Source organism: Niveibacterium umoris, assembly GCF_014197015.1.
Lineage (GTDB): Bacteria > Pseudomonadota > Gammaproteobacteria > Burkholderiales > Rhodocyclaceae > Niveibacterium > Niveibacterium umoris.
In genome coordinates, this window is sequence record NZ_JACIET010000001.1 from 1,471,238 (window position 1) to 1,492,290 (window position 21,053).

General features: G+C 63.2%; 17 protein-coding genes and 1 other RNA gene. 8 read left to right on the plus strand and 10 right to left on the minus strand.

Annotation, left to right across the window (positions count from 1 at the left end; all coding sequences use genetic code 11):
* Position 1 precedes the first annotated feature (1 nt).
* From pheA to gyrA, 3 genes are read right to left on the minus strand one after another with little or no spacing between them, the layout of a single operon-like run.
* A complete protein-coding gene (gene pheA / locus GGR36_RS06580) occupies positions 2–1,069 on the minus strand; it encodes a prephenate dehydratase (RefSeq protein WP_183633278.1) in 1,068 nt (355 codons plus the stop codon).
* Between the two features lie 28 nt (positions 1,070–1,097).
* Complete coding sequence (serC, locus tag GGR36_RS06585) at positions 1,098–2,210, minus strand: 3-phosphoserine/phosphohydroxythreonine transaminase (protein WP_183633280.1); 1,113 nt, start codon at positions 2,208–2,210, stop codon at positions 1,098–1,100.
* Entirely contained in the window at positions 2,207–4,810 is a 2,604-nt protein-coding gene (gyrA, locus tag GGR36_RS06590) for a DNA gyrase subunit A (RefSeq protein WP_183633282.1), read from the minus strand. Before gyrA ends, serC begins: the two co-directional genes overlap by 4 nt.
* Before the next feature lie 212 nt (positions 4,811–5,022).
* Between gyrA and GGR36_RS06595 the strand changes: the two genes are divergently transcribed.
* The 5 genes from GGR36_RS06595 to ssrA all read left to right on the plus strand — a co-directional run bounded on the left by GGR36_RS06595 (position 5,023) and on the right by ssrA (position 9,082).
* The gene (locus GGR36_RS06595) at positions 5,023–6,360 is read left to right on the plus strand and encodes a TRZ/ATZ family hydrolase (RefSeq protein ID WP_183633284.1); all 1,338 of its coding nucleotides are present in this window, start codon (positions 5,023–5,025) and stop codon (positions 6,358–6,360) included.
* Positions 6,361–6,439: 79 nt separating this feature from the next.
* A complete protein-coding gene (locus tag GGR36_RS06600; RefSeq protein WP_183633286.1) occupies positions 6,440–7,174 on the plus strand; it encodes an OmpA family protein in 735 nt (244 codons plus the stop codon).
* Between the two features lie 102 nt (positions 7,175–7,276).
* Positions 7,277–7,993, plus strand: coding sequence for a bifunctional 2-polyprenyl-6-hydroxyphenol methylase/3-demethylubiquinol 3-O-methyltransferase UbiG (gene ubiG, locus GGR36_RS06605; protein ID WP_183633288.1), 717 nt, complete (start codon positions 7,277–7,279; stop codon positions 7,991–7,993).
* Positions 7,990–8,670, plus strand: a complete 681-nt coding sequence (locus GGR36_RS06610) for an HAD family hydrolase (protein ID WP_183633290.1) — start codon at positions 7,990–7,992, stop codon at positions 8,668–8,670. Before ubiG ends, GGR36_RS06610 begins: the two co-directional genes overlap by 4 nt.
* A gap of 50 nt (positions 8,671–8,720) precedes the next feature.
* Positions 8,721–9,082: a transfer-messenger RNA gene (ssrA, locus tag GGR36_RS06615) on the plus strand.
* A 57-nt stretch (positions 9,083–9,139) separates the two neighbouring features.
* Here the strand turns inward: ssrA and pgm are convergent.
* Together pgm and GGR36_RS06625 are read right to left on the minus strand one after the other, a co-directional pair.
* Complete coding sequence (gene pgm / locus GGR36_RS06620; RefSeq protein WP_183633292.1) at positions 9,140–10,780, minus strand: phosphoglucomutase (alpha-D-glucose-1,6-bisphosphate-dependent); 1,641 nt, start codon at positions 10,778–10,780, stop codon at positions 9,140–9,142.
* A 145-nt stretch (positions 10,781–10,925) separates the two neighbouring features.
* A complete protein-coding gene (locus tag GGR36_RS06625; RefSeq protein WP_183633294.1) occupies positions 10,926–11,822 on the minus strand; it encodes a LysR family transcriptional regulator in 897 nt (298 codons plus the stop codon).
* A 110-nt stretch (positions 11,823–11,932) separates the two neighbouring features.
* Between GGR36_RS06625 and GGR36_RS06630 the strand changes: the two genes are divergently transcribed.
* The 3 genes from GGR36_RS06630 (at position 11,933) to GGR36_RS06640 (ending at position 14,011) form a co-directional block, all read left to right on the plus strand.
* Positions 11,933–12,703 (plus strand): type 1 glutamine amidotransferase domain-containing protein, encoded by a 771-nt coding sequence (locus GGR36_RS06630; protein WP_183633296.1) that lies wholly within the window; start codon positions 11,933–11,935, stop codon positions 12,701–12,703.
* 20 nt (positions 12,704–12,723) lie between these two features.
* Positions 12,724–13,359, plus strand: coding sequence for an NADPH-dependent F420 reductase (locus GGR36_RS06635; protein WP_183633298.1), 636 nt, complete (start codon positions 12,724–12,726; stop codon positions 13,357–13,359).
* A 70-nt stretch (positions 13,360–13,429) separates the two neighbouring features.
* On the plus strand, positions 13,430–14,011 hold the full coding sequence (locus tag GGR36_RS06640) for a TMEM175 family protein (protein ID WP_183633300.1): 582 nt from the start codon (positions 13,430–13,432) through the stop codon (positions 14,009–14,011).
* 9 nt (positions 14,012–14,020) lie between these two features.
* Here the strand turns inward: GGR36_RS06640 and GGR36_RS06645 are convergent, their stop codons facing one another.
* The 5 genes from GGR36_RS06645 to GGR36_RS06665 form a co-directional block, all read right to left on the minus strand.
* The gene (locus GGR36_RS06645) at positions 14,021–14,893 is read right to left on the minus strand and encodes a DMT family transporter (RefSeq protein ID WP_183633302.1); all 873 of its coding nucleotides are present in this window, start codon (positions 14,891–14,893) and stop codon (positions 14,021–14,023) included.
* Between the two features lie 65 nt (positions 14,894–14,958).
* On the minus strand, positions 14,959–15,462 hold the full coding sequence (locus GGR36_RS06650; protein WP_183633304.1) for a methylated-DNA--[protein]-cysteine S-methyltransferase: 504 nt from the start codon (positions 15,460–15,462) through the stop codon (positions 14,959–14,961).
* Positions 15,459–16,934: an AlkA N-terminal domain-containing protein gene (locus tag GGR36_RS06655; protein WP_183633306.1), complete on the minus strand. Its 1,476-nt coding sequence runs from the start codon at positions 16,932–16,934 to the stop codon at positions 15,459–15,461. Before GGR36_RS06655 ends, GGR36_RS06650 begins: the two co-directional genes overlap by 4 nt.
* A gap of 150 nt (positions 16,935–17,084) precedes the next feature.
* Complete coding sequence (locus GGR36_RS06660; RefSeq protein WP_183633308.1) at positions 17,085–17,870, minus strand: substrate-binding periplasmic protein; 786 nt, start codon at positions 17,868–17,870, stop codon at positions 17,085–17,087.
* A gap of 58 nt (positions 17,871–17,928) precedes the next feature.
* A complete protein-coding gene (locus GGR36_RS06665; protein ID WP_183633310.1) occupies positions 17,929–21,039 on the minus strand; it encodes a response regulator in 3,111 nt (1,036 codons plus the stop codon).
* Positions 21,040–21,053 lie beyond the last annotated feature (14 nt).

A 21,053-nucleotide genomic window follows, 5' to 3' on the forward strand; every position in this document is an offset into this window, starting at 1 on the left:
CTCAGAGCGCCGCGGCAGGATAAGAGCCGAGCACCTTCACGAAAGCGGCACGATCCTGCAGATCGACCAGTGCGTTTGCCACGCCGTCGTCGGCGCGATTGCCTTCGACATCGATGTAGAACACGTACTCCCACAAGCCCGTGCGCGACGGACGCGATTCGAGCTTGCTCATGCTGACGCCATGCTTCGCGAAGGCTTCAAGTAGATAGAAGACCGCGCCCGGACGATTCGGTGCCGAACAGACCAGCGAGGTCTTGTCACGCCCGGATGGCCCGGCGTCATGACTGCCGATTACAAGGAAACGCGTCGTGTTGTTCGGATCGTCTTCGATGTCCGAAGCCAGGAATCTCAGGTCGTATAGCTGGCCCGCCGCTTCGCCCGCGATTGCGGCCGATTCAGGATCGGTCGAAGCCATGCGCGCAGCTTCTGCGTTGCTCGCGACCGGCACACGGTCGACGCCCGCAGCGTGACGCGCAAGCCAGTCCTGGCATTGGGCCAGCGACTGCGAATGCGAGTAGATGCGCTTAACCTTGTCGATGGCGTCGGCCTGCGAGAGGAAGTGCTGGCGGATACGCAGCTTCACTTCGCCACAGATGCTGGCCGAACTGGCAAGCAGCAGATCAAGCGTGCGACCCACCGCGCCTTCGGTGGAGTTCTCGACCGGAACGATGCCGTAGGCCACGCCACCCGATTCGACCGCGTGGAACACTTCATCGATCGTGCCCTGCGGCTGGAAGTCCGGCGCACCGCCGAAATGCTTGCGCGCCGCAGACTCCGAAAATGTGCCGGCGGGGCCGAGGAAGGCCACCTTCAACGGCTGCTCCAGCGCCAGGCACCAGGACATGATCTCGCGGAACACGCGCTGCACCGCTTCACCCGACAGCGGCCCCGGATTCAGGTCGGCGATCTTGCGCAGCACTTGCGCCTCGCGTTCCGGACGATACAGGGGGCCGCGCTTGACTTCGCCGATGCGCTTGGCGCAGCTGGCACGCTGACTAAGCCGTTCAAGGATTTCGCGGTCGAGCCGATCGATGTCGGCCCGCAATCTGGACAGTTCTTCTTCGCTCACGTGCAGCTCTCTTGCAAGCCGTGACGGATCAGGCTCGGGTTCGTTCAAATTCGCGGAGGTAGTCGACGAGCGCCTGCACGCCCTCGATCGGCATCGCGTTGTAGATCGACGCCCGCATGCCGCCCACGGACTTGTGGCCCTTGAGCTGCAGAAGCCCTCGCGCCTTGGCGCCGGCGAGGAAAGCGTCGTTGAGGGCCTCGTCGGCAAGGAAGAATGGAACGTTCATCCTCGACCGTACATTGCGCTCGACGTGGTTTACGTAAAAGCTACTGGCATCCAGCGCGTCATACAACAGCGCCGCCTTGGCGATGTTGCGACGTTCGATTTCGGCCACACCGCCCTGCTGTTTCAGCCACTGGAACACCAGGCCCGCGATGTAGATCGGGTAAGTAGGCGGCGTGTTGAACATCGAACCGTTCTCGGCCACCGTTTTGTACTGGAATGCCGACGGGCACGCCGCCTGTGCCTGATCCAGCAGATCGTCGCGCACGATCACGATCGTCAGCCCCGACGGGCCGATGTTCTTCTGCGCACCGCCGAACAACAGCCCGAACTTCGACACATCCATCGGGCGCGACAGGATGTCGGACGATACATCAGCGACAATCGGCACATCTGGCGCGCCAAGCGCAGCCATGTCCGGCCAGTCGAAGTACTCGACGCCATCGATCGTCTCGTTGCTGCACAGGTGCAGATAAGCCGCGTCACTGCGCAAACGCCATTCATCGAACGACGGGATACCGGTGTATTTGCCCTGTGCGGCGTGCTCATCGAGACTGGACGCGGCAACGTTTATATCGCCGTAGCGCCGCGCCTCTTTCAGCGACTTGGTCGTCCAGGAGCCGGTCTCGACGAAATCGATCTTCGGATTCTTGCCCGCAAGGTTCAGCGGGATGATCGCGTTCTCCGCGATCGCCCCACCCTGCATGAACAGCACCTTGTAGTTTGAAGGCACAGCCATCAGTTCGCGCAGATCGGCTTCCGCCCGCTCGATGATGGTCATGAACTCCTTGCCGCGGTGGCTCATCTCCATCACCGACATACCCGACCCATGCCAGTCGAGCATTTCATCGGCGGCAGTGCGCAACACCGCTTCGGGCAGCGTCGCGGGACCCGGCCCGAAATTCCACGGTCGCGTCATTCGGGCGCTCCGTTTTCGGTGGCCTCTCCGTCGTCGCCCTCAACACCGTCCACCCCATCGACCGCGGCATCGCTCTCGATGATCTTTTCGATGCTCGCCAGCTTGGCACCGTCGTCCAGGTTGATCAGCGTCACCCCTTGCGCTGAACGCGAGGTCTCGCGAATGGTGTCGACGTGGGTGCGGATCAGTACGCCGTTGTCAGCGATCAGCATCACTTGGTCCGTCGGATCAACCAGCACCGCGCCAACCAACTTGCCGTTACGCTCAGACCCCTGGATCGCGATCATGCCCTTCGTGCCACGGCCGTGCAGCGTGTAATCGCCGATCGGCGTGCGCTTGCCATAACCGTTTTCGGTAGCGGTCAGCACATGCTGGGTTTCGCCGTTGGCGACCAGCATGCAGATCACGGACTGTCCGTCTTCCAGCATCATGCCGCGCACACCGCGCGCGGTGCGGCCCATCGGGCGCACATCGGTTTCGTCGAAACGCACCGCCTTGCCGGCATCCGAGAACAGCATGACCTGCGAGTTGCCATCGGTGATCGCAACGCCGATCAGGTAGTCACCTTCGTCAAGGCCGACTGCGATGATCCCGGCCTTGCGCGGGTTGGCGAAATCGGTCAGCGGCGTCTTCTTCACGGTACCCTGCGAGGTTGCCATGAAGATGAAGTGACCTTCGTCGAATTCCTTGACCGGCAACACAGCAGTGATCTTCTCGCCTTCGACCAGCGGGAACAGATTCACGATCGGCTTGCCGCGCGAATTGCGGTTGCCTTCCGGCACTTCGTAGACCTTCAACCAGTACAGGCGACCGCGGCTCGAGAAGCACAGGATGTGGTCGTGCGTGTTGGCCACGAATAGCTGATCGACCCAATCGTCTTCCTTCACCGACGCAGCCTGCTTGCCGCGCCCGCCACGCTTCTGCGCGCGGTAGTCAGCAAGCGGCTGACGCTTGAAGTAACCGGTGTGGGACAGGGTCACGACCATGTCCTGCGGCGCGATCAGATCCTCGATGTTGATGTCGGCTGCGTGCAGCACGATCTCCGAGCGACGCGGATCGCTGAACTGCGTGCGGATCGCAGTGAGTTCGTCGCCGATGATCTGCGTCACGCGAGCCGGCTTGGCAAGGATGTCGAGCAGATCGGCGATCAGCTCCATGACCTCGCGATACTCATTGACGATCTTGTCCTGTTCCAGCCCGGTCAGGCGCTGCAGGCGCATCTCAAGGATTGCCTGAGCCTGGGTATCCGACAGGCGATAGCCTTGCGACGAGAGGCCGAATTCCGGCAGCAGACCTTCAGGTCGATAGTTGTCGGCCGCTGCACGCGACAGCATGTCCTCGACCAACTGCGACCGCCAGGTGCGCGCCATGATCTCGACCTTCGCCACCGGCGGGGTCGGCGCAGCCTTGATCAACGCGATGATTTCGTCGACGTTCGACAGTGCGACAGCGAGACCTTCGAGGATATGGCCGCGCTCACGTGCCTTGCGCAGTTCGAAAATCGTGCGGCGGGTCACCACTTCGCGGCGATGCGACAGGAAGCAGTCGAGCATCTGCTTGAGGTTCAGCAGACGCGGCCGGCCGTCGACCAGCGCCACCATGTTCATGCCGAAGCTGTCCTGCAGCTGGGTCTGCTTGAACAGGTTGTTCAGCACGACCTCCGGCATCTCATTGCGCTTGAGTTCGATCACGATCCGCATGCCGTCCTTGTCGGACTCGTCGCGGATCTCGCTGATGCCTTCGATCTTCTTGTCGTTGACCAGCTCGGCAATCTTTTCGAGCAGCGTGCGCTTGTTAACCTGGTACGGGATTTCGTCGACGATGATCGCCTGACGATTGCCCTTTTCCATGTCTTCGAAGTGCGTGCGCGCACGCATCACGACACGGCCACGGCCGGTGCGGTAGCCCTCGTGTACGCCGTGCAGGCCATAAATCAGTGCGGCGGTCGGGAAGTCCGGCGCTGGCACCAGCTTGATCAGATCCTCGATGTCAATATCGGGGTTGGCCAGCAGCGCGTGGCAAGCCTCGATCACTTCGCCCAGGTTGTGCGGCGGAATGTTGGTCGCCATGCCCACCGCGATACCGCTGCTGCCGTTGATCAGCAGGTTCGGAATGCGGGCCGGCAGCAACAGCGGCTCTTTTTCGGAGTTGTCGTAGTTCGGCCCGAAGTCGACGGTTTCCTTGTCGATATCAGCCAGCATTTCGTGCGCGATACGCGAAAGGCGGACTTCGGTGTATCGCATCGCCGCGGCGCCGTCGCCGTCGATCGAACCAAAGTTGCCCTGACCATCCACCAGCATGTAGCGCAGCGAAAACTCCTGCGCCATGCGGACGATGGTGTCGTAGACCGACTGGTCGCCGTGCGGGTGATACTTACCGATCACGTCGCCAACGATACGGGCCGACTTCTTGTAGGCCTTGTTCCAGTCGTTGCCCAACTCGTGCATCGCATACAGCACGCGGCGATGGACCGGCTTGAGGCCATCCCGGGCATCCGGCAGGGCACGCCCCACGATCACGCTCATCGCGTAATCAAGGTAGGAGTGCCGCATCTCGTCTTCGAGGCTGATCGGTAACGTTTCTTTGGCGAAGGAATCCATGTGTCGCGCGATGAAGTGTCCGGCTTTGGGCCGAAGAGACGGCAAATTGCCAAAAGCTTACGATCTTAACACGCGCGCCTACCCGCCGATCCGTACTGCGCAGTGCCGGCCACAGGGTGAGGTCGTCTTCGCACAGGCTGCCCTGCCATCTTCCTGCTCGCCAGCTATCTGCAGCATGGCTACCATCAGGCCAAGACAAATGGAGCGTTTCGATGAACGAGACCGAAACAGTTGATCTACTCATCTCGCCGCGATGGGTGATTCCGGTGGAGCCCGCCGGGGTGACGCTGACGGACCACTCCGTCGCCGTGCGCGGCGGCCGGATCGTCGCCGTCTGCCCGACTGAAGTAGCAGAACGTCGCTTTTCGGCGCACGAACGCGTTGCACTACCCGAACACGTGCTCATTCCGGGGCTCGTGAATCTCCACACCCATGCGGCAATGACCCTGTTCAGGGGAATTGCGGACGACTTGCCCCTGATGCGCTGGTTGCAGGAAGCCATCTGGCCAGCCGAAGCCAAACACGTCGCAGCGTCATTTGTGCGCGACGGCACCCTGCTGGCCGCAGTCGAAATGCTGCGCGGTGGCATCACCTGCGCCAACGAGATGTACTTCTTCCCATCTGCCGCCGCCGAAGCATTCGCAGAAATAGGGATGCGCGCGATGATCGGCATGACGACCATCGACTTTCCCACGAACTACGCCGCCGATGCCGACGACTACCTCCGCAAGGGCCTAGAGGCTCGTGACCGCTGGATCGGAAACCCCCTGCTGAAATTCGCATTTGCGCCGCACGCGCCATACACCGTCTCAGACGCAACGCTCGAACGCATAGTGCAACTGGCCCACGAACTGGCAGCACCGGTCCACATGCATATCCACGAGACCAGCGAAGAAATCAACAACAGCGTCGCCACTTACGGCTGCCGGCCGCTCGCAAGGCTTGAAAAGCTGGGTCTCTTGGACACCGATTTGATCGCAGTCCACGCCGTGCATCTGGACATCCACGAAATTGACACACTCGCAGCCCATAATTGCAGCGTCGCTCACTGCCCCACGTCGAACATGAAACTCGCCAGCGGCATTGCCCCGGTGAAACGCATGGCAGATCGCGGTCTTCGTGTCGGACTAGGGACCGATGGCGCAGCGAGCAATAACCGGCTTGATCTGTTTCAGGAGATGCGACATGCAGCACTGCTGGCCAAGGTCGGCAGTGGCGATGCTTCTGCGTTCGATGCGCACGCCGCACTGCGTGCAGCCACACTCAGTGGCGCCGAGGCGCTGCGGATGGATCAGGAAATCGGTTCCATCACTGCGGGCAAAGCAGCTGATCTGGTCGCTGTTTCGCTCGCACCGACGGAATGCTCCCCCTGCTTCGATCCAGCGAGTCATCTCGTCTACGTTGCCGGAAGGGAGTACGTGTCCCACGTATGGATAAACGGCCAAGCCCGGATGTGGGAAAACGCGGTGTTGTGGGATGACAACAAAGAATTGCTGCCGCGAGTGCGCGTGTGGCAAACTTTCTTGAAAGAATCGGCCTTGAGCCGATGATGCTGGGCGTAGCGTTCACACAACACGCCGCGCCCGGAAGCATCGGATAACGAATCACTTGCCTTGCAACGAGGAGAATATGAAACAAGGTTCCAAGAAATTCGTGGTGGCTTTTGCTGCCGCACTGGGGATGGTTACTGCTGCAATGGCACAACAGCAGGAAATCAAGATCAACCCGGCGGTGAAGGTCGTTCCGTACGCGGTCGACGCCCGCAGCGTCGTGGTGCGCAGCGCCAACGGCCTGTGCTGGCGCACGGGTTACTGGACCAAGGAACTGGCTGCCAGCACCTTGGTCGAGGGCAACGAATTCCCGGTGGGCTGCTTCTGCGACAAGGATCTGATGCCGAAGGAAGTCTGCGAACCGCCGAAGGTTGAGCCGAAGAAGGAAGAACCGAAACCGGTCGTTCCGGCCACCAAGCCGGCCGCTGAAAAGGTCACCATCGCCGCCGACGCCCTGTTCGACTACGACAAGGCCGTTCTGCGTGACGAAGGCAAGGCCACGCTGACCGAATTCGCCGCGAAGGCCAAGGCACTGTCGATCGAAGTGATCATCGCCGTCGGCCACACAGACCGTCTCGGCAGCGACAAGTACAACCAGGCCCTGTCCGAGCGCCGTGCTGCTGCGGTCAAGGAATTCCTGGTCAGCCAGCAGATCGATCCGAACCGTGTCTACACCGAAGGCAAGGGCAAGACCCAACCGGTCACCCAGTGCAAGAACCTCGGCGCAGAAAACGGCAAGAACAAGAAACTGGTGGAGTGCCTCCAGCCGGATCGCCGCGTCGAAATCGAAGTCATCGGCACCAAGCAGCAATAAGCCGCGTCTTCCCGAAAAAGCCCTGCTCTTGCGAGCAGGGCTTTTTTTTCGTCCCCACAAACCGGACAATTGCCGGCGATATCTCTTCCGGTTTAGCCATCGATGACCACTGCAACGACCTCTACCAACGCCGACCCAGCGGAACTGCACAAATTCAGCGAGTTAGCCCATCGCTGGTGGGACCCCGAGTCCGAATTCAAGCCGCTGCATCAGATCAACCCACTTCGCCTCGAATGGATCGATAGACACGCGGCGGTCCGCGGCAAACGCACCATCGATATCGGCTGCGGTGGCGGCATCCTGTCCGAGAGCATGGCGGCAAAAGGCGCCGACGTAACGGGCATCGATCTCTCCGACAAGGCACTCGGCGTCGCACGCCTCCACCTCTACGAGAGCGGCCAGAAAGTCGACTATCGCAAGATAGCCGCGGAAGACATGGCTGCCGCAGAGCCAGAAACGTTCGACGTCGTCACATGCATGGAAATGCTCGAACACGTTCCCGACCCGGCAAGCACGGTCAAGGCGGCAGCACGACTTGCAAAACCAGGGGGCCATGTATTCTTTTCGACACTGAATCGAAACCCCAAGTCCTACCTGTTTGCGGTCATTGGCGCCGAATACATCCTCGGCCTATTGCCGCGTGGCACGCACGAATACGCCCGCTTCATCAAGCCATCCGAGCTTGCACGGTTCGCGCGAGATGCTGGCCTGATGGTCGAAGAAGTGATCGGCATGACTTACAACCCGATCACGCAGGTCTATGCCCTGGGTCGCGACACTGACGTCAACTATCTCGTCCGCTGTCGGAAGCCCGCATGACGCCGCGGGACGACCTTCGCTGCGTCCTTTTCGATCTTGACGGAACGCTTGCCGATACCGCCCCAGACCTTGGCGGGGCACTCAATCGCCTGCTTGAGGAAGAAGGGCTATCCCCGCTCCCACTTGAAGTCACTCGGCCCGTCACATCGCAGGGCGTCCGCGGCCTACTCAGGGTCGGGCTGGGACTCGAACCGACCGACGCGACGTATCACGAACGCGCGCAAAGGGTTCTCGCGCATTACGCCGCGGCCATCTGCGAAAACACACGACTGTTCGACGGCATTGACGCCGTGCTTGAGGCCTTGGAGGCAGCCGGCATCAAATGGGGCATCGTCACCAACAAACACGCACGCTTCACCGACCCACTGGTAGCCGCGCTCGGCCTCGATGTGCGGGCGGCATGCGTCGTCAGTGGTGACAGCGCACCCCACCCCAAGCCGCACCCCGCTCCACTGCTGCTCGCCTGTGACAAGGCCGGCGTGCCGGCCGAGGCTTCGGTCTACATCGGCGACGATCTGCGCGACATCCAGGCGGGACGAGCCGCCGGCATGCGCACCATCGCCGCAGCATGGGGTTACCTTGGCCACGGCAGTCCGGTCGAAGAATGGGGCGCGGACCTGATTGCCGAAAACCCGGCCGCAATATTGGGCGCGCTTTCCTGCAAACACGTACAATGATCGCTCTGCCGAGCTTGAATCCGAGTCCGGCACCCAAATATCAAGAACATGGGGGCGACCTGGTTTCGACGGGGGTCGCGAAGCAGCTTGGTGCATACCGAGGACCAGTCACCTCGTAAATCCATCTGGAAAACCACAAACGCCAACGACGAGCGTTTCGCTCTAGCCGCTTAAGGCTGGACCACTGCACTGATTGGTCTCTGGGTCAGGCGGGGCAACCCGCAGCAGTGTCATTTACAGAGAATCGTGATGCGTCGGGTTACTTGGCGCAGAACTAAATCCAAGGTGACTCGCTTCGTACCGGCCTGTCGTCCGGCTAAGTACGGGGTTAAATCAAAATAGGCCGACTAAGTATGTAGATCCAGTTGTAGAGGGCTTTCGGACGCGGGTTCGATTCCCGCCGCCTCCACCAAGTACAAAGGGCTCGGAATATTCCGAGCCCTTTTTTTATCAAACCCTCAACCGGTCGTTACGCCTTCAGTGCGTCGCTGACGATCTGCTGCGCTTCTTTCACGATCAGTTGCAGGTGTTCGGCGCTGACGAAGCTCTCGGCATAGACCTTGTAGATGTCTTCGGTGCCCGAAGGGCGCGCGGCGAACCAGCCGTTGGCGGTGGTGACCTTCAGGCCGCCGATCGACGCACCATTGCCCGGCGCCTTGGTCAGCTTCGCGGTGATTGCATCGCCCGCCAGCGTCGCAGCGGTCACGCGCTCGCCGGTGAGGCCCTTGAAGGCCGCCTTCTGGGCCGGCGTCGCGGCGGCATCAATGCGGGTGTAGAACGGCGCGCCGTACTTGGCGGCCATCTCCTGATAATGCACGCCCGGGTCCTTGCCGGTGACGGCGGTGATTTCCGCGGCGAGCAGGCCGAGGATGATGCCGTCCTTGTCGGTGGTCCACACGCTACCGTCGCGGCGCAGGAACGATGCGCCAGCGCTCTCCTCTCCACCGAAGCAGAAGCTGCCCTCGAGCAGGCCGCCCGAGAACCACTTGAAGCCGACCGGCACTTCGAGGAACTTGCGACCGAGCCCATCCATCACGCGATCGATCAGCGCACTGGAAACGAGCGTCTTGCCGACTGCCGCACTAGCCGGCCACTGCGGGCGGTGCGTCAGCAGGTAGTTGATCGCCACCGCCAGGTAGTGGTTCGGATTCATCAGGCCGACGGATGGCGTGACGATGCCGTGGCGGTCGACGTCGGCGTCGTTGCCCCAGGCGATGTCGAACTTGTCCTTCAACGCGACGAGGCTCGCCATTGCGTAGGGGCTGGAGCAGTCCATGCGGATCTTGCCGTCATGGTCCAGGGTCATGAACGAGAAGGCCGGGTCGACCGCCGGGTTCACGATCTCGATGTTCAGCCCGTAGGTGTCAGCGATCGGCTTCCAGTACGCGACGGCTGCGCCACCGAGCGGGTGCACACCAATCTTGAGGTTCGCCTTGCGGATCGCGTCGAAGTCAATGACCGCGCCCAGATCCTTCACGTAAGGCATGACGAAGTCTTCGGCCTTCGTGGTCGCGGCGGCCAGTGCCTCGGTGTAAGGCACGCGCTTCACGCCCTTGTTGCCCTCCGCCATCAGCGCATTCGCGCGCGCCTCGACCCAGCCGGTGATGTCGGTATCAGCCGGGCCGCCGTGCGGCGGGTTGTACTTGATGCCGCCGTCGACCGGCGGGTTGTGCGACGGCGTGATGACGATGCCGTCGGCACGCGGGCCGGCGTTGTCGCGGTTGTACACGAGGATCGCGCGCGAGATCACCGGCGTCGGCGTGAAGCCATCGTCGGCCTGGATGCGGGTTTCGACCCCGTTGGCGGCCAGCACTTCGAGCGCGCTGATCTGCGCGGGGCCCGACAGCGCATGCGTGTCCTTGCCCAGATAAAGCGGGCCGGTGATGCCGGCCTGCGCGCGGTATTCGCACACGGCCTGCGTAATCGCCAGGATGTGCGCTTCGTTGAAGCTGCCGGCAAACGCATTGCCGCGATGGCCGCTGGTACCGAAGGCGACGCGCTGGGTCGGGTTGTTCACGTCCGGCGTGATCGCGGTGTAGGCGGCGAGCAGCGCGGGGATGTCGGTCAGAACGTGTTGGGGCGCCGGCTGGCCGGCCAAGGGGTGAGCCATGTTCTTATCCTCGGGGAATACGGGTGAAAACCTGTGAAGTGTGCCGCAACTCGGGTGACGTCGTCTTGACCTGCGCGAACAGCAAGGGGGGCGATTCGCAAGTCTGATCAAGCATGCCCGCCTGCGGGCAACGAAGTGCTTCCTGTCAGCCTGTGGCGACGCCCTGGCCGAATGCCTCGGCCGCATGGTCAATGAAGGCACGCACCTTCGGGGTAAGGTACCGCGCACTTGGAAACAGCGCGCTCACCGGCACCGGCGAGCGTGCCCAGTCGGGCAACACCCTCAGCAAGGCGCCTTCCGCCAGTGCGTCTTGCACCACCATCAGCGGCAACTGTGCGATACCCAAGCCGGCCTTTGCCGCATCCGCCACAGAGAAGCTGTTGTCGACCCGCAAACGCGGCTCCGCGTCGATGCTCACCGCCTCGCCGCCCCGCTCCAGTCGCCAGGTCTGGCGTTGATTACCGCCGGCAAAGGCCAGCAGCGCATGGCTGGCAAGTTCCTGCGGGGTCTCCGGCATCGTGGCACGAGCGAGATAGTCCGGGCTCGCGAACAGGCCGTAGCGCAGTTCCCCCAGTCGCCGTGCCGCCAGCCGTGAATCCGGCAACTCGCCGACGCGGATGGCGAGGTCAAAACCCTCGTGCACCAGATCGACCAGCCTCCCTGTGTAATCGGCCTCGACCCGCACGTCGGGAAAGCGCTGCAGGTAGCCAATCACCCAACGGCTCACCGCGAGCATGCCGAACTCGACACCGCAGGTCAGGCGCAGGACCCCGCGCGGCTCGCCGAGCATCTGCTGCGCAACGCGTTCGGTGTCCTCGACCGCCCCCAGAATCCCGATCGCACGCTCGAAGATTTCGCGCCCCACCTCGGTCAGCGACAAGGATCGGGTCGTGCGCTCAATCAGCCGGACACCCAGCTTGCGTTCGAGCCCGGTCACCACGCGCGACAGATGCGCTTTCTGCGTACCAAGCAGCTCCGCCGCGCGGGTAAAGCTGCCAGCCTGCACCACCTTGACGAAGGCAGTCAGCTCGTTGAGTTCCATGGCGCCCCTTTGTTGCCAGATTGCGCAACAGTATTTCTCATTGCGCTGGATTTTTCACCTGCGACTTCCGGCGAATACTTCGCAGCACGCAAGATGACTGGAGCCCGATCATGAGCCTGATGAACACCAATCCGCTGAATCCCCAAACCCGCAAACGCGTCGCAATCGTCATCGCCAACCCGGCCGTCTCCACAACCACCGGCTGGCCGGTCGGCTTCTGGTGGAGCGAACTGACCCACCCCTACCTCACCTTCGTCGAGGCCGGCTATGAGGTCGAGATCTTCAGCCCGGCGGGCGGTGCCTGTGTCGCCGACGGCATGAGCGACCCGAACGACGCCAGCGGCTATTCGAAGACGGACCTGATCACGCAGGGCTTCCTGCATACACCGGAACTGCTCGCCCTGGTAGCGAACACCAAGCCGGTCAGCGAAATCGGCTTGGCGGCGTTCGATGCGATCGTCGTCGCCGGCGGCCAGGCGCCGATGTTCAACTTCGAATCCGCGAGCGCGCTGCAGGAAAAGTTCGTCGCCTTCTACACGGCAGGCAAAGTCGCGGCGGCACTGTGCCACGGCACCGCGATCCTGAAATACGCCCGACTGCCCGACGGCACCCCGCTCGTGCGCGGCAAGACCGTCACCGGCTTTGCCAATGTCGAAGAGGACTTCGCGGACAACGCGGTGTGGCAGTACGGCCTTCTGTCCCGCGGCACCCATGTGATGCCCTGGCGGATCGAGGACGCGTTGCGAGACCTCGGTGCGAACTTTGTGCAGGCGGGCCTGTGGCGCAGCTTTGCGGTGCGCGACGGCAACCTCATCACCGGCCAGCAGAACTTCTCCGGGGCCGAGACGGCGCGCCTCGTCATCGAAGCGCTCGGTCGCTAAGAGCCAGAAAGGAAATCGCCATGAAAATCGCATTCATCGGTTACGGCAATGTCGGCGCGCCGCTCGCCGACCACCTGCAGCGCCTCGGCCACGACGTCACGCTGGCCGCCAAGGACCCCGCTTCGGACAACGTGCGCAAGGCGCTCGAACGCAACCCGGCGCTGAAGGTCGCCGAGCCGGTCGCCGCGGTATCGGCAGCGGAGGTGGTGTTCCTCGCCGCGCCGTTCCAGGCAAACGAAGCCGCCCTTGCCGCCGTGGCGCCGGCGCTTGCCGGCAAGGTGCTGGTCGACTGCACCAACCCGGTCGGCCCCGGGTTGCGCCATGGCCTGGGCAGCGAGCGGTCTGGCAGCGAGATGATCCAGGCACAGGTGCCGGGCGCCCATGTCGTCAAAGCCTTCACGATCTACGGCTTCGAGAACTTCGAGAACAACGCCTACCCCGCCTACAACGTCAAACCGATGATGATGTACTGCGGGGCCGACGCGGGCGCGAAGCGCATCGTCGGCGACCTGATCGCTGCGCTGGGCTGGGATCCGCTGGACGTCGGCGGCCTGGAGCAAGCGCTGCATCTGGAGCACATGACGCTGCTGTGGGTGCGCATGGTCCGCGTTGAAGGGCATTCGCCCAACATGGTCTGGGCGCACCTCAAACGCTGACACGCTGGACATCGGCAGAGCCGGCAGCAACACTGCCGGCCTGTTCGCAAACCTCGCAACGGGCACAACGATGGGCAAGAACCGACTCGAAGCCTTCAGCGATGGCGTACTCGCCATCATCCTCACGATCATGGTGCTGGAGCTCAAGGTGCCGCATGGCGATCGGCTCGATGCCCTGCTCCCGCTGCTGCCGGCCTTCCTCAGCTATGTGCTGAGCTTCATCTACATCGGCATCTACTGGAACAACCATCACCACATGCTGCATGCGGTGAAGCGGGTTTCCGGCGGCGCCTTGTGGGCGAACCTGCACCTGCTGTTCTGGCTCTCGCTGTTGCCCTTTGTCACCGGCTGGATGGGCGAGAACCACTTCGCGCCGCTGCCGACTGCACTGTATGGCGGCGTGCTACTGATGGCTGGTACCGCCTACTGGATCCTCGCGCACTGTCTGGTTGCCGGAGACGGCCCGGATTCCTTGCTCGCGCGGGCGATCGGCAAGGATCGCAAGGGCGCACTCTCGGTCGTCATCTACGCGGTCGCCATGCCGCTGGCCTTCGTCGAGGAATGGCTCGCACAAACCTTGTATGTCGTCGTCGCCCTGATCTGGCTGGTGCCGGACTCCCGCATCGAACGACACATGACGGCTGAAGAATGACCGTCGCGATCAGCGACCGGGCAGCTTCAGCACCCCGGTGGCAAGCGCAGTACCGAGCACCACGACAGCACCGGCGCCAAGCATCGCGGCGCTGAGCTTTTCGCCAAGGAACGCACAGCCCCACAACACGCCGAAGAGCGGGATCAGGAAGGTGACCGTCACCGCCCGCGACGCGCCCACATGCGCGATGAGCCGGAAGAACAGCAGATAGGCCAGTGCGGTGCAGCCGACCCCGAGCGCAATCACCGCGACCCACGGCATCAGACCGGGCGTCTGCGCCGGCCACAACCACACCGCGAACGGCAACAGCACGATTGCGGAAATGAACTGCGACCCCGCTGCGTTGACCAGGGCCGGAACGCCAGCAAGCTGTCGCTTCGTCAGGTTGGCCGCGAACCCATAGGAAAAGGTCGCCACCAGCATCGCAACAACCGCCCAGCCCGAGCCGCCGGGTTTGAAATCCGCCTTGTCTGCTGCCAGCAACAAGACTCCGACGAAGCCCACCGCCAAACCGAGCAGACGCGACGCACCGAGCCGTTCGCCAAGCCACAGCGCGCCGATCAGCGCCGCAAAGATTGGCACCGTTGCGTTGAGGATGGATGCAAGCCCGGCGGTGATCGATAGCGTCGCCCAAGCAATCAACACAAACGGAAAGGCGGAGTTGAAGACCCCCATCACCGCAATCTGCGCCGCATGCGCCCTCAGCACCCCAAACTGGCCCCGCATTGCCAGCAGCGGCAACAGGCACAACGACGCGATCGCCACCCGCAGCCAGATCAGCGCGACGGCACCAAAGGCCGGCGCGGCAAAGCGCATGAAGAGGAACGAGCCCCCCCACAGGGCGGCGAGCAGGAAGAGATCAGTCAGGTCACGGGTCTTCATCAATGAAACGCTTTCGCGGCCACCTTGTGGGCGGCCGTTTTGGGAAAGGGGAATGGCTGAAGCGTTCAACCGGCGAACTGGAACGGCACCCTGCCCGCCTCGAAGGCGAGGAGCGCCCGTTTGCGGTTCAGGCCGCCGGCGTATCCGGTCAGCGCGCCATCTCGTGCCACCAGACGGTGACACGGGACGATGATGGTAAAGGGATTACGCCCGGTCGCAGCGCCCACCGCCCGCGCGCTGCCCGGCTTGCCCAGCGCGGCAGCCACGCCGCCGTAGTCACGGGTTTCGCCGAAACCAACCCGCGCAATCTGCTCCCACACCGCACGCTGGAAAGGCGTGCCGACTTGCGCGCGCGGCAGATCAAAGGCCTGCCGACGGCCGGCAAACCACTCATCGAGTTGGCGCACGGCTTCGCCCAGCAAGGCGTCGGCGGGATCCTCGCGCCAGTCGGCCTGCACGCCATCGAAGTGCGCCTGGCCAACGATCCAGGCGCCAATCAGCCCATCCGCGCGACGCGCCAGAATCATCGGGCCAATCGGGCTCTCGTACTGCGTCCAGCAAGTCGTCATCGGGCTTCTCCAGTCTGCGCATCCGGTTCGTTCAGGCGTCGCCACAGGTGCAGCGTCGCGTAGGCGCGCCAGGGCCGCCAGGCTTCGGCGGCCGCATCGGCCTCGCGTGCGCTGGCCACGCCAAGCGATTTGATCAGCGCCACGTCGCCGCTGGGCCAGGCGTCAGGCCAGCCGAGCGCGCGCAGCGCGATGTACTGCGCCGTCCAGCGGCCGATTCCGGGCAGCGCTTCGAGCTGGGCCACGGTGGCGTCCACATCGGCTGCCGGGCCAAGGTCGAGGCGCCCTTCAGCGACTTCCCGCGCCAGCGCCAGGATCGCGACGGTGCGCTGGCGCACGATGCCGAGCGACGCGATGTCGTCGATGCTTGCCGCAGCGACTCGTTCGGCAGACGGAAACAGACGCTCGATGTGCGGATACGGCGTTTCGATCCGCTCGCCCAAGGCTGCGGCGAAGCGCCCGGCCAGCGTGTGGGCGGCCTTGACCGTGACCTGTTGGCCGAGCACAGCCCGCACCGACATTTCGAAACCGTCAAAGGCCCCCGGTACCCGCAGACCCGGGGCGGCCGCCGCCAGCGGCCCGAGCACGGCAGCGACGGCGTCCGGTTCGCAAGCAAGGTCACACAACCGCCGTACCGCGGCCAGCACAGCCGGCAGTACCCGCACCAGACTTGGCGATACCGTCACCGCAACCGCGTCGCGCCCGCTTGCGAGCCCGAGCGCGAGCCAGCCAAGGTGTGTCACGCCACCCTGCGTGAAACGCACACTGCGGTGATAGGTATCGCCGACCACAGCCTCAACGCCAGCAATGCACCGCCCGGACAGGAAGCCAAGCAAACGGGGCCAATCGAAGGGCGGGCGGAAGCCAAGTTCGAAACGCATCCCCTGCCCCTCGCCCGACGGCGCGCTGGCCCGGCGTAGTTCAGTCGGCGTCAGACCGTAGCGGGTCTGGAACAGGGCGTTGAAACGCCTCAGGCTACCGAAGCCGGCGGCTAGCGCCACGTCGGTCACCGGCAAACCGGTATCGGCAAGCAGGCGCTTGGCCAGCAGCAAACGCTGCGTCTGGGCATATGCAACCGGTGTCACCCCGAAGGTGTCGGCAAATAACCGGCGCAGGTGCCGGTCGGTGATACCCAGCCGCGCGGCAAGCCCTTCCAGCCCAGCTTCGTCGACTTGCCCCGCTTCAATGCGTTGCGCTGCCGCCCACGCGAGCCTGCTTGCCGAGTCGATCGCCGCGAGACCAGGCGCAAGCTCGGGCCGACACCGCAGGCAGGGGCGAAAACCGGCGGCCTCTGCGGCCGCGGCGTTTTCGAAGAAATGGCAGTTTTCGGCTTTGGGCGTGCGGACCCGGCAGACCGGCCGGCAATACACCCCGGTGGACGAGACGCCAACATAGAAGCGGCCGTCGAAGCGGCTGTCGCGTGCGACAAGCGCGGCGTAACGCGCGGCGTGTTCGGTTGAATGCGGGTGTTCCATGCGGCGGATTATCCGCCCCCAGCCACCCCCTGCTCGCCGTTTTCGGACCTGATGTTTCGTCAGTCCGACATCGGCCAGCGGTTGGCCGGGTCGCGATGCATACGACGCCGCGGAGCCGCCGATCGCGTCGCGTAGGCAAGGCCGCACGGATTACTTCGTCAGATAGCGTTCGACGATGCGTTCGATTTCGCCGCTCGACCGCAGGGTCTTGATGGCTGCATTGATGCGGTTAAGTACGGCCTTGCGTTTCGCGGGTGTACCCGCCGGGCCAAGTGCGATGAAGGCATCCTCACTTGAGATTTCCACCGTATCGACCAGTTCGAGCTGTCGAGCCGCGGCGGTCGCGTCCGGGGCATTGCGCAATTCCTTGAACGCGAACTGGGTCGAAGCGCGATCGTTGATGAAGCAGTCGATGCGGTTCATCGCGATCTTGCGCAGGTTCGTCATCGTGCCGTTGGCCTCTTCGACCTGCAGCAGTTCGTCGCGGCGCGCTTTCACCACGACGTCGGCCAGCGCGTAACCGGCGTTGATGCCGATCTGGACATCGCGAAAATCGTCCGGGAACTTCTTTCGCGGGTGCTGAGCCGCAGCAGCGGTGCAGGTAACCACGACCCGCTCGCGGAAGAGCGGTTCGGAATACGCGGTGATAAAGGCCCGCTCGGCCCGCCTGTAAGGTGGAAACAGGGCGAACGCCTCACCGGCCTGAAGCATCGCCAGCCCCCGCTTCCACGGAACAGGCTGAATGTCGAGTTTGTATTCGTCGCCGATCGCACGAGCAACGGCTGCGACGATGTCGACATAGATCCCCTTGAAGGACCCGTTCTCGACCCAGCTGTATGGAGGGTTGCTGTCGTCGCCCGCAACGATGAGTCGCTCCGCAGCGGACGCCGGCTTCATCAGCAACACAAGAACCAAGGCGGTGATCAGGAATTTCATGAAGCGTGCCCCTCAAACTTCGATGCGGCTTCAGGCATGGCCCACGAGGGCATACGGCTTAACGGCCACACAGGGCAAGCACTTCGCCCAATGCAGCACGCACCAGATTCGCAGCTTGAGCCGCGCCGTCGAGTTCGCCCTGCCGCAGCGCCTTTTCCAGGCGGGCCGCTTCAGCCGCCAGCGCCATCGCGCCAACGGTACCGGCGATCCCCTTCAGGGTATGCGCGTGGCGGGTTGCAAGGGGTATGTCGCCCGCATCGATGGCGACGGTGTAGCGTTCAGAGAAATCAGCTTCGGACGAACAAAACAGCGCGAGCATCTCTTCGAACAGGGCTTCGTCGTTGCCCATCATCGCGATCGCGCGAGCACGGTCGAGCACGACCGGGGCCGGCTCGGCACCCGAAGCGGAAGCGTCGTCGGCATCGGGAGTTCTTCCCGCGGTTTCCGGCGCGATCCAGTGCACCAGCATCCGGTACAGCTCCCGGATGTCGATCGGCTTGGTCAGGTGATCGTTCATGCCCGCGTCGAGGCTGCGCTCGCGATCGCCGATCAAGGCGTTGGCGGTCATCGCGATGACCGGCACATCGAGCAACCCCAGCTCGCTGCGCAGGCGCCGCGTCGCTTCGTAGCCATCCATCACCGGCATCTGGCAGTCCATCAGCACCGCGTCGAACGATTCGGCCTGAAGCATTTCAAGCGCTTCGGCCCCGTGTTGGGCAATCTGCACGGTAATGCCGGCAGCTTCGAGGAACCGGCGTGCAACTTCCTGGTTGACCGGGTTGTCTTCGACCACAAGGATGCGGCGGCCGGCCAGTGCCGCCGGCACCACCGGCGCAACGATGTCGTGCACCATGCGCGGCACCTGCGCCGTGGCCTCTGCGTTGAGCGCCGCAGTCACCGACTGCCAAACCTCCCTCGGTACGAACGGTTTCTCCAGGTAGGCATGGAAGCCGCGCCGCATAGGGTCGGAAGCCAGTGCGCGCAACTGGGTTTGCGATGCCATCAATACCATGCGGACATGCTCGAACCCCGGCGTTGCACGCACCGCCGCCGCGACCGTTTCGCCGGATTCGTCGCCGAGGTTGGCGTCGATCAGCAACACGTCAGGCGGGGCGGCGCGGCAGTCGTGCAGCAAGCGTTCGCGACAGGTTGGCAGATCGACCGCCGCAAGCAGCGTCGCCCCTGTGTCCCCAAACGCTTCGTCGAGTGCGGCGAGCACGTCGTCGTTGTCATCCACCGCCATCAACACACGCCCTTGGAAGGGCGGCCAAGCATCTGGCGCCTGAACAGGTGCCGTGCCAAATCGGACCGAGAACCAGAATTCGCTGCCCACGCCAGGCTGACTATCCGCCCCCATGTCGCCGCCCATCAGTTGGCAAAGCCGCTTGCTTATCGCGAGGCCGAGTCCAGTTCCGCCGTATTTGCGGGTGATGCTCATGTCCGCCTGGCTGAAGGACTGAAACAGACGTGGCAACTGGTCTTCCGATATCCCGATTCCGGAATCGCGCACCACGAAGCGGCAATCGAGCTGACCGGCGTCTTCACGCGTCACACTGACACTCACCAGCACCTGCCCCGACTCGGTGAATTTCACTGCATTGCTGATCAAGTTCTGCAAGATCTGGCGCACCCGCAGCGGGTCGCCCACGACGAGCCGCGGCAGGCGCGGACTGACACGGAAGACGAGTTCGAGCCCCTTGTCGGCAAAGCTTGCGCTGAACAGATCGCGCTGCCCGGCGAGGATGTCGTCCAGTTGCATCTCGACCTGCTCGACCTGCAGCTTGCCGGCTTCGATCTTCGAGAAGTCGAGAATGTCGTTGATGATGCCGAGCAGCGATTCGGCCGAGCGCTTCGCCTTGAACACGAACTGGCGTGCATCCTCGAGGCGGGGGGTATCGAGCGCCAATTGGGTGAAGCCGATCACCGCATTCATCGGCGTGCGGATCTCGTGGCTCATGTTGGCAAGGAATTCGGTCTTGATCTGGTTCGCGCGATCGGCCTGCTCCTTCGCGTCGAGCAATTGCGCCTCGGCTTCCTTGCGCGCCGCCATGGTGTCGAGGAAGGCATTGAACCATTTGACGAGGTCCGTCATCTCGTCCAGCGATTTGGGCATCTCCAGGCGCGCGCCCGGCTCGAGCCGGTTCGCCTGGAAGTCCCTGAAACCGTCGGAGATCCGCCGGATCGGCTCAACCACCTGACGCCTGTACAAGCGGATGAAGAAGGCGATCATGATCAGGCTGACCAGCAAGGCGATGCCGCCGGTCTGGACAACACGGGTCATCGGCGCGTTTAGCGTGGTCTGCGGTATCACGCTGATGACGTACCAGTCCTTGTCCGGCACCTGCACGTAGTTCACCAGCACATCATGGCCATCAAGGTTGAGCGGCACCGAACCACGCAAGCCCTTGAGAAGATCGCTGAAGCCCGGCAGCAAGGGCTGGCCGATCAGGGACTGGTCCGGGTGAAAGAGCAAGCGCCGGCGCCCGTCGACCACCAGCAGGTAGGCACCGGCACCGAGGTTGATCCTGCTGAAGTGCTGGTGCAGGTACTCGGTTGAATAGTTGACCAGCAAGAGCCCGACCGGCGCGAGATCCAGCTTCACCGGGTCTGCACGTTTGATCACCTTGCCGGCGACGACCACGCGCCGGTGTGTCGACATGCCGTTGACGTTGTCTTCGACCCCGAACCAGACAATCGACTTGTCAGCGGCCAGCGCAGCGTTGAACATCTGCTCTCGCTGCGCGTTGCGCGCACCGGAAACATCCAGCGTGTCCCCCACATGGAATTGCACGCCTTTGCGGGTGAACAGGTCGATCGAGACGAGGCCTTTGAGACTCGCGTACCCGCTGAGGATGTAGCCGATCCGCGCCTGCGTGGCGAGGTAATCGAAAGTCTGGTCGCGATTGGCAATGTCGTCGGCAGCCGCCAGCGCCTGGTTGATTTCTTCGACGCTGCCAATATTCGAGGCGAGGTTTTCCACCTGATCCATCTGCAGATTCAGGTAGTCCGTCTGATTGGCCAGCAGTTCCATGCTGTAACGACTGGCCATCTGTTCGATGGCGCTGAGCGCGACGTTGTTTGTCGTGAACTCGAAGAAGATCAAGGGCACGACGCTGACGAGCAACAGAAAGCCCGTCAGCTTGAGCGAGATGTTGACCCGCAGCTTCATCGTGCCGGCGCCCG

What these genes read in the sequence shown, in the direction of transcription:
- serC (WP_183633280.1), bottom strand. Translation starts at nt 2,210, where the DNA reads ATGACGCGACCGTGGAATTTCGGGCCGGGTCCCGCGACGCTGCCCGAA.
- GGR36_RS06600 (WP_183633286.1), top strand. Translation starts at nt 6,440, where the DNA reads ATGAAACAAGGTTCCAAGAAATTCGTGGTGGCTTTTGCTGCCGCACTG.
- GGR36_RS06610 (WP_183633290.1), top strand. Translation starts at nt 7,990, where the DNA reads ATGACGCCGCGGGACGACCTTCGCTGCGTCCTTTTCGATCTTGACGGA.
- GGR36_RS06640 (WP_183633300.1), top strand. Translation starts at nt 13,430, where the DNA reads ATGGGCAAGAACCGACTCGAAGCCTTCAGCGATGGCGTACTCGCCATC.
- GGR36_RS06595 (WP_183633284.1), top strand. Translation starts at nt 5,023, where the DNA reads ATGAACGAGACCGAAACAGTTGATCTACTCATCTCGCCGCGATGGGTG.
- GGR36_RS06645 (WP_183633302.1), bottom strand. Translation starts at nt 14,893, where the DNA reads ATGAAGACCCGTGACCTGACTGATCTCTTCCTGCTCGCCGCCCTGTGG.
- GGR36_RS06655 (WP_183633306.1), bottom strand. Translation starts at nt 16,934, where the DNA reads ATGGAACACCCGCATTCAACCGAACACGCCGCGCGTTACGCCGCGCTT.
- GGR36_RS06665 (WP_183633310.1), bottom strand. Translation starts at nt 21,039, where the DNA reads ATGAAGCTGCGGGTCAACATCTCGCTCAAGCTGACGGGCTTTCTGTTG.
- ubiG (WP_183633288.1), top strand. Translation starts at nt 7,277, where the DNA reads ATGACCACTGCAACGACCTCTACCAACGCCGACCCAGCGGAACTGCAC.
- GGR36_RS06635 (WP_183633298.1), top strand. Translation starts at nt 12,724, where the DNA reads ATGAAAATCGCATTCATCGGTTACGGCAATGTCGGCGCGCCGCTCGCC.
- GGR36_RS06660 (WP_183633308.1), bottom strand. Translation starts at nt 17,870, where the DNA reads ATGAAATTCCTGATCACCGCCTTGGTTCTTGTGTTGCTGATGAAGCCG.
- pgm (WP_183633292.1), bottom strand. Translation starts at nt 10,780, where the DNA reads ATGGCTCACCCCTTGGCCGGCCAGCCGGCGCCCCAACACGTTCTGACC.
- GGR36_RS06650 (WP_183633304.1), bottom strand. Translation starts at nt 15,462, where the DNA reads ATGACGACTTGCTGGACGCAGTACGAGAGCCCGATTGGCCCGATGATT.
- GGR36_RS06630 (WP_183633296.1), top strand. Translation starts at nt 11,933, where the DNA reads ATGAGCCTGATGAACACCAATCCGCTGAATCCCCAAACCCGCAAACGC.
- GGR36_RS06625 (WP_183633294.1), bottom strand. Translation starts at nt 11,822, where the DNA reads ATGGAACTCAACGAGCTGACTGCCTTCGTCAAGGTGGTGCAGGCTGGC.
- gyrA (WP_183633282.1), bottom strand. Translation starts at nt 4,810, where the DNA reads ATGGATTCCTTCGCCAAAGAAACGTTACCGATCAGCCTCGAAGACGAG.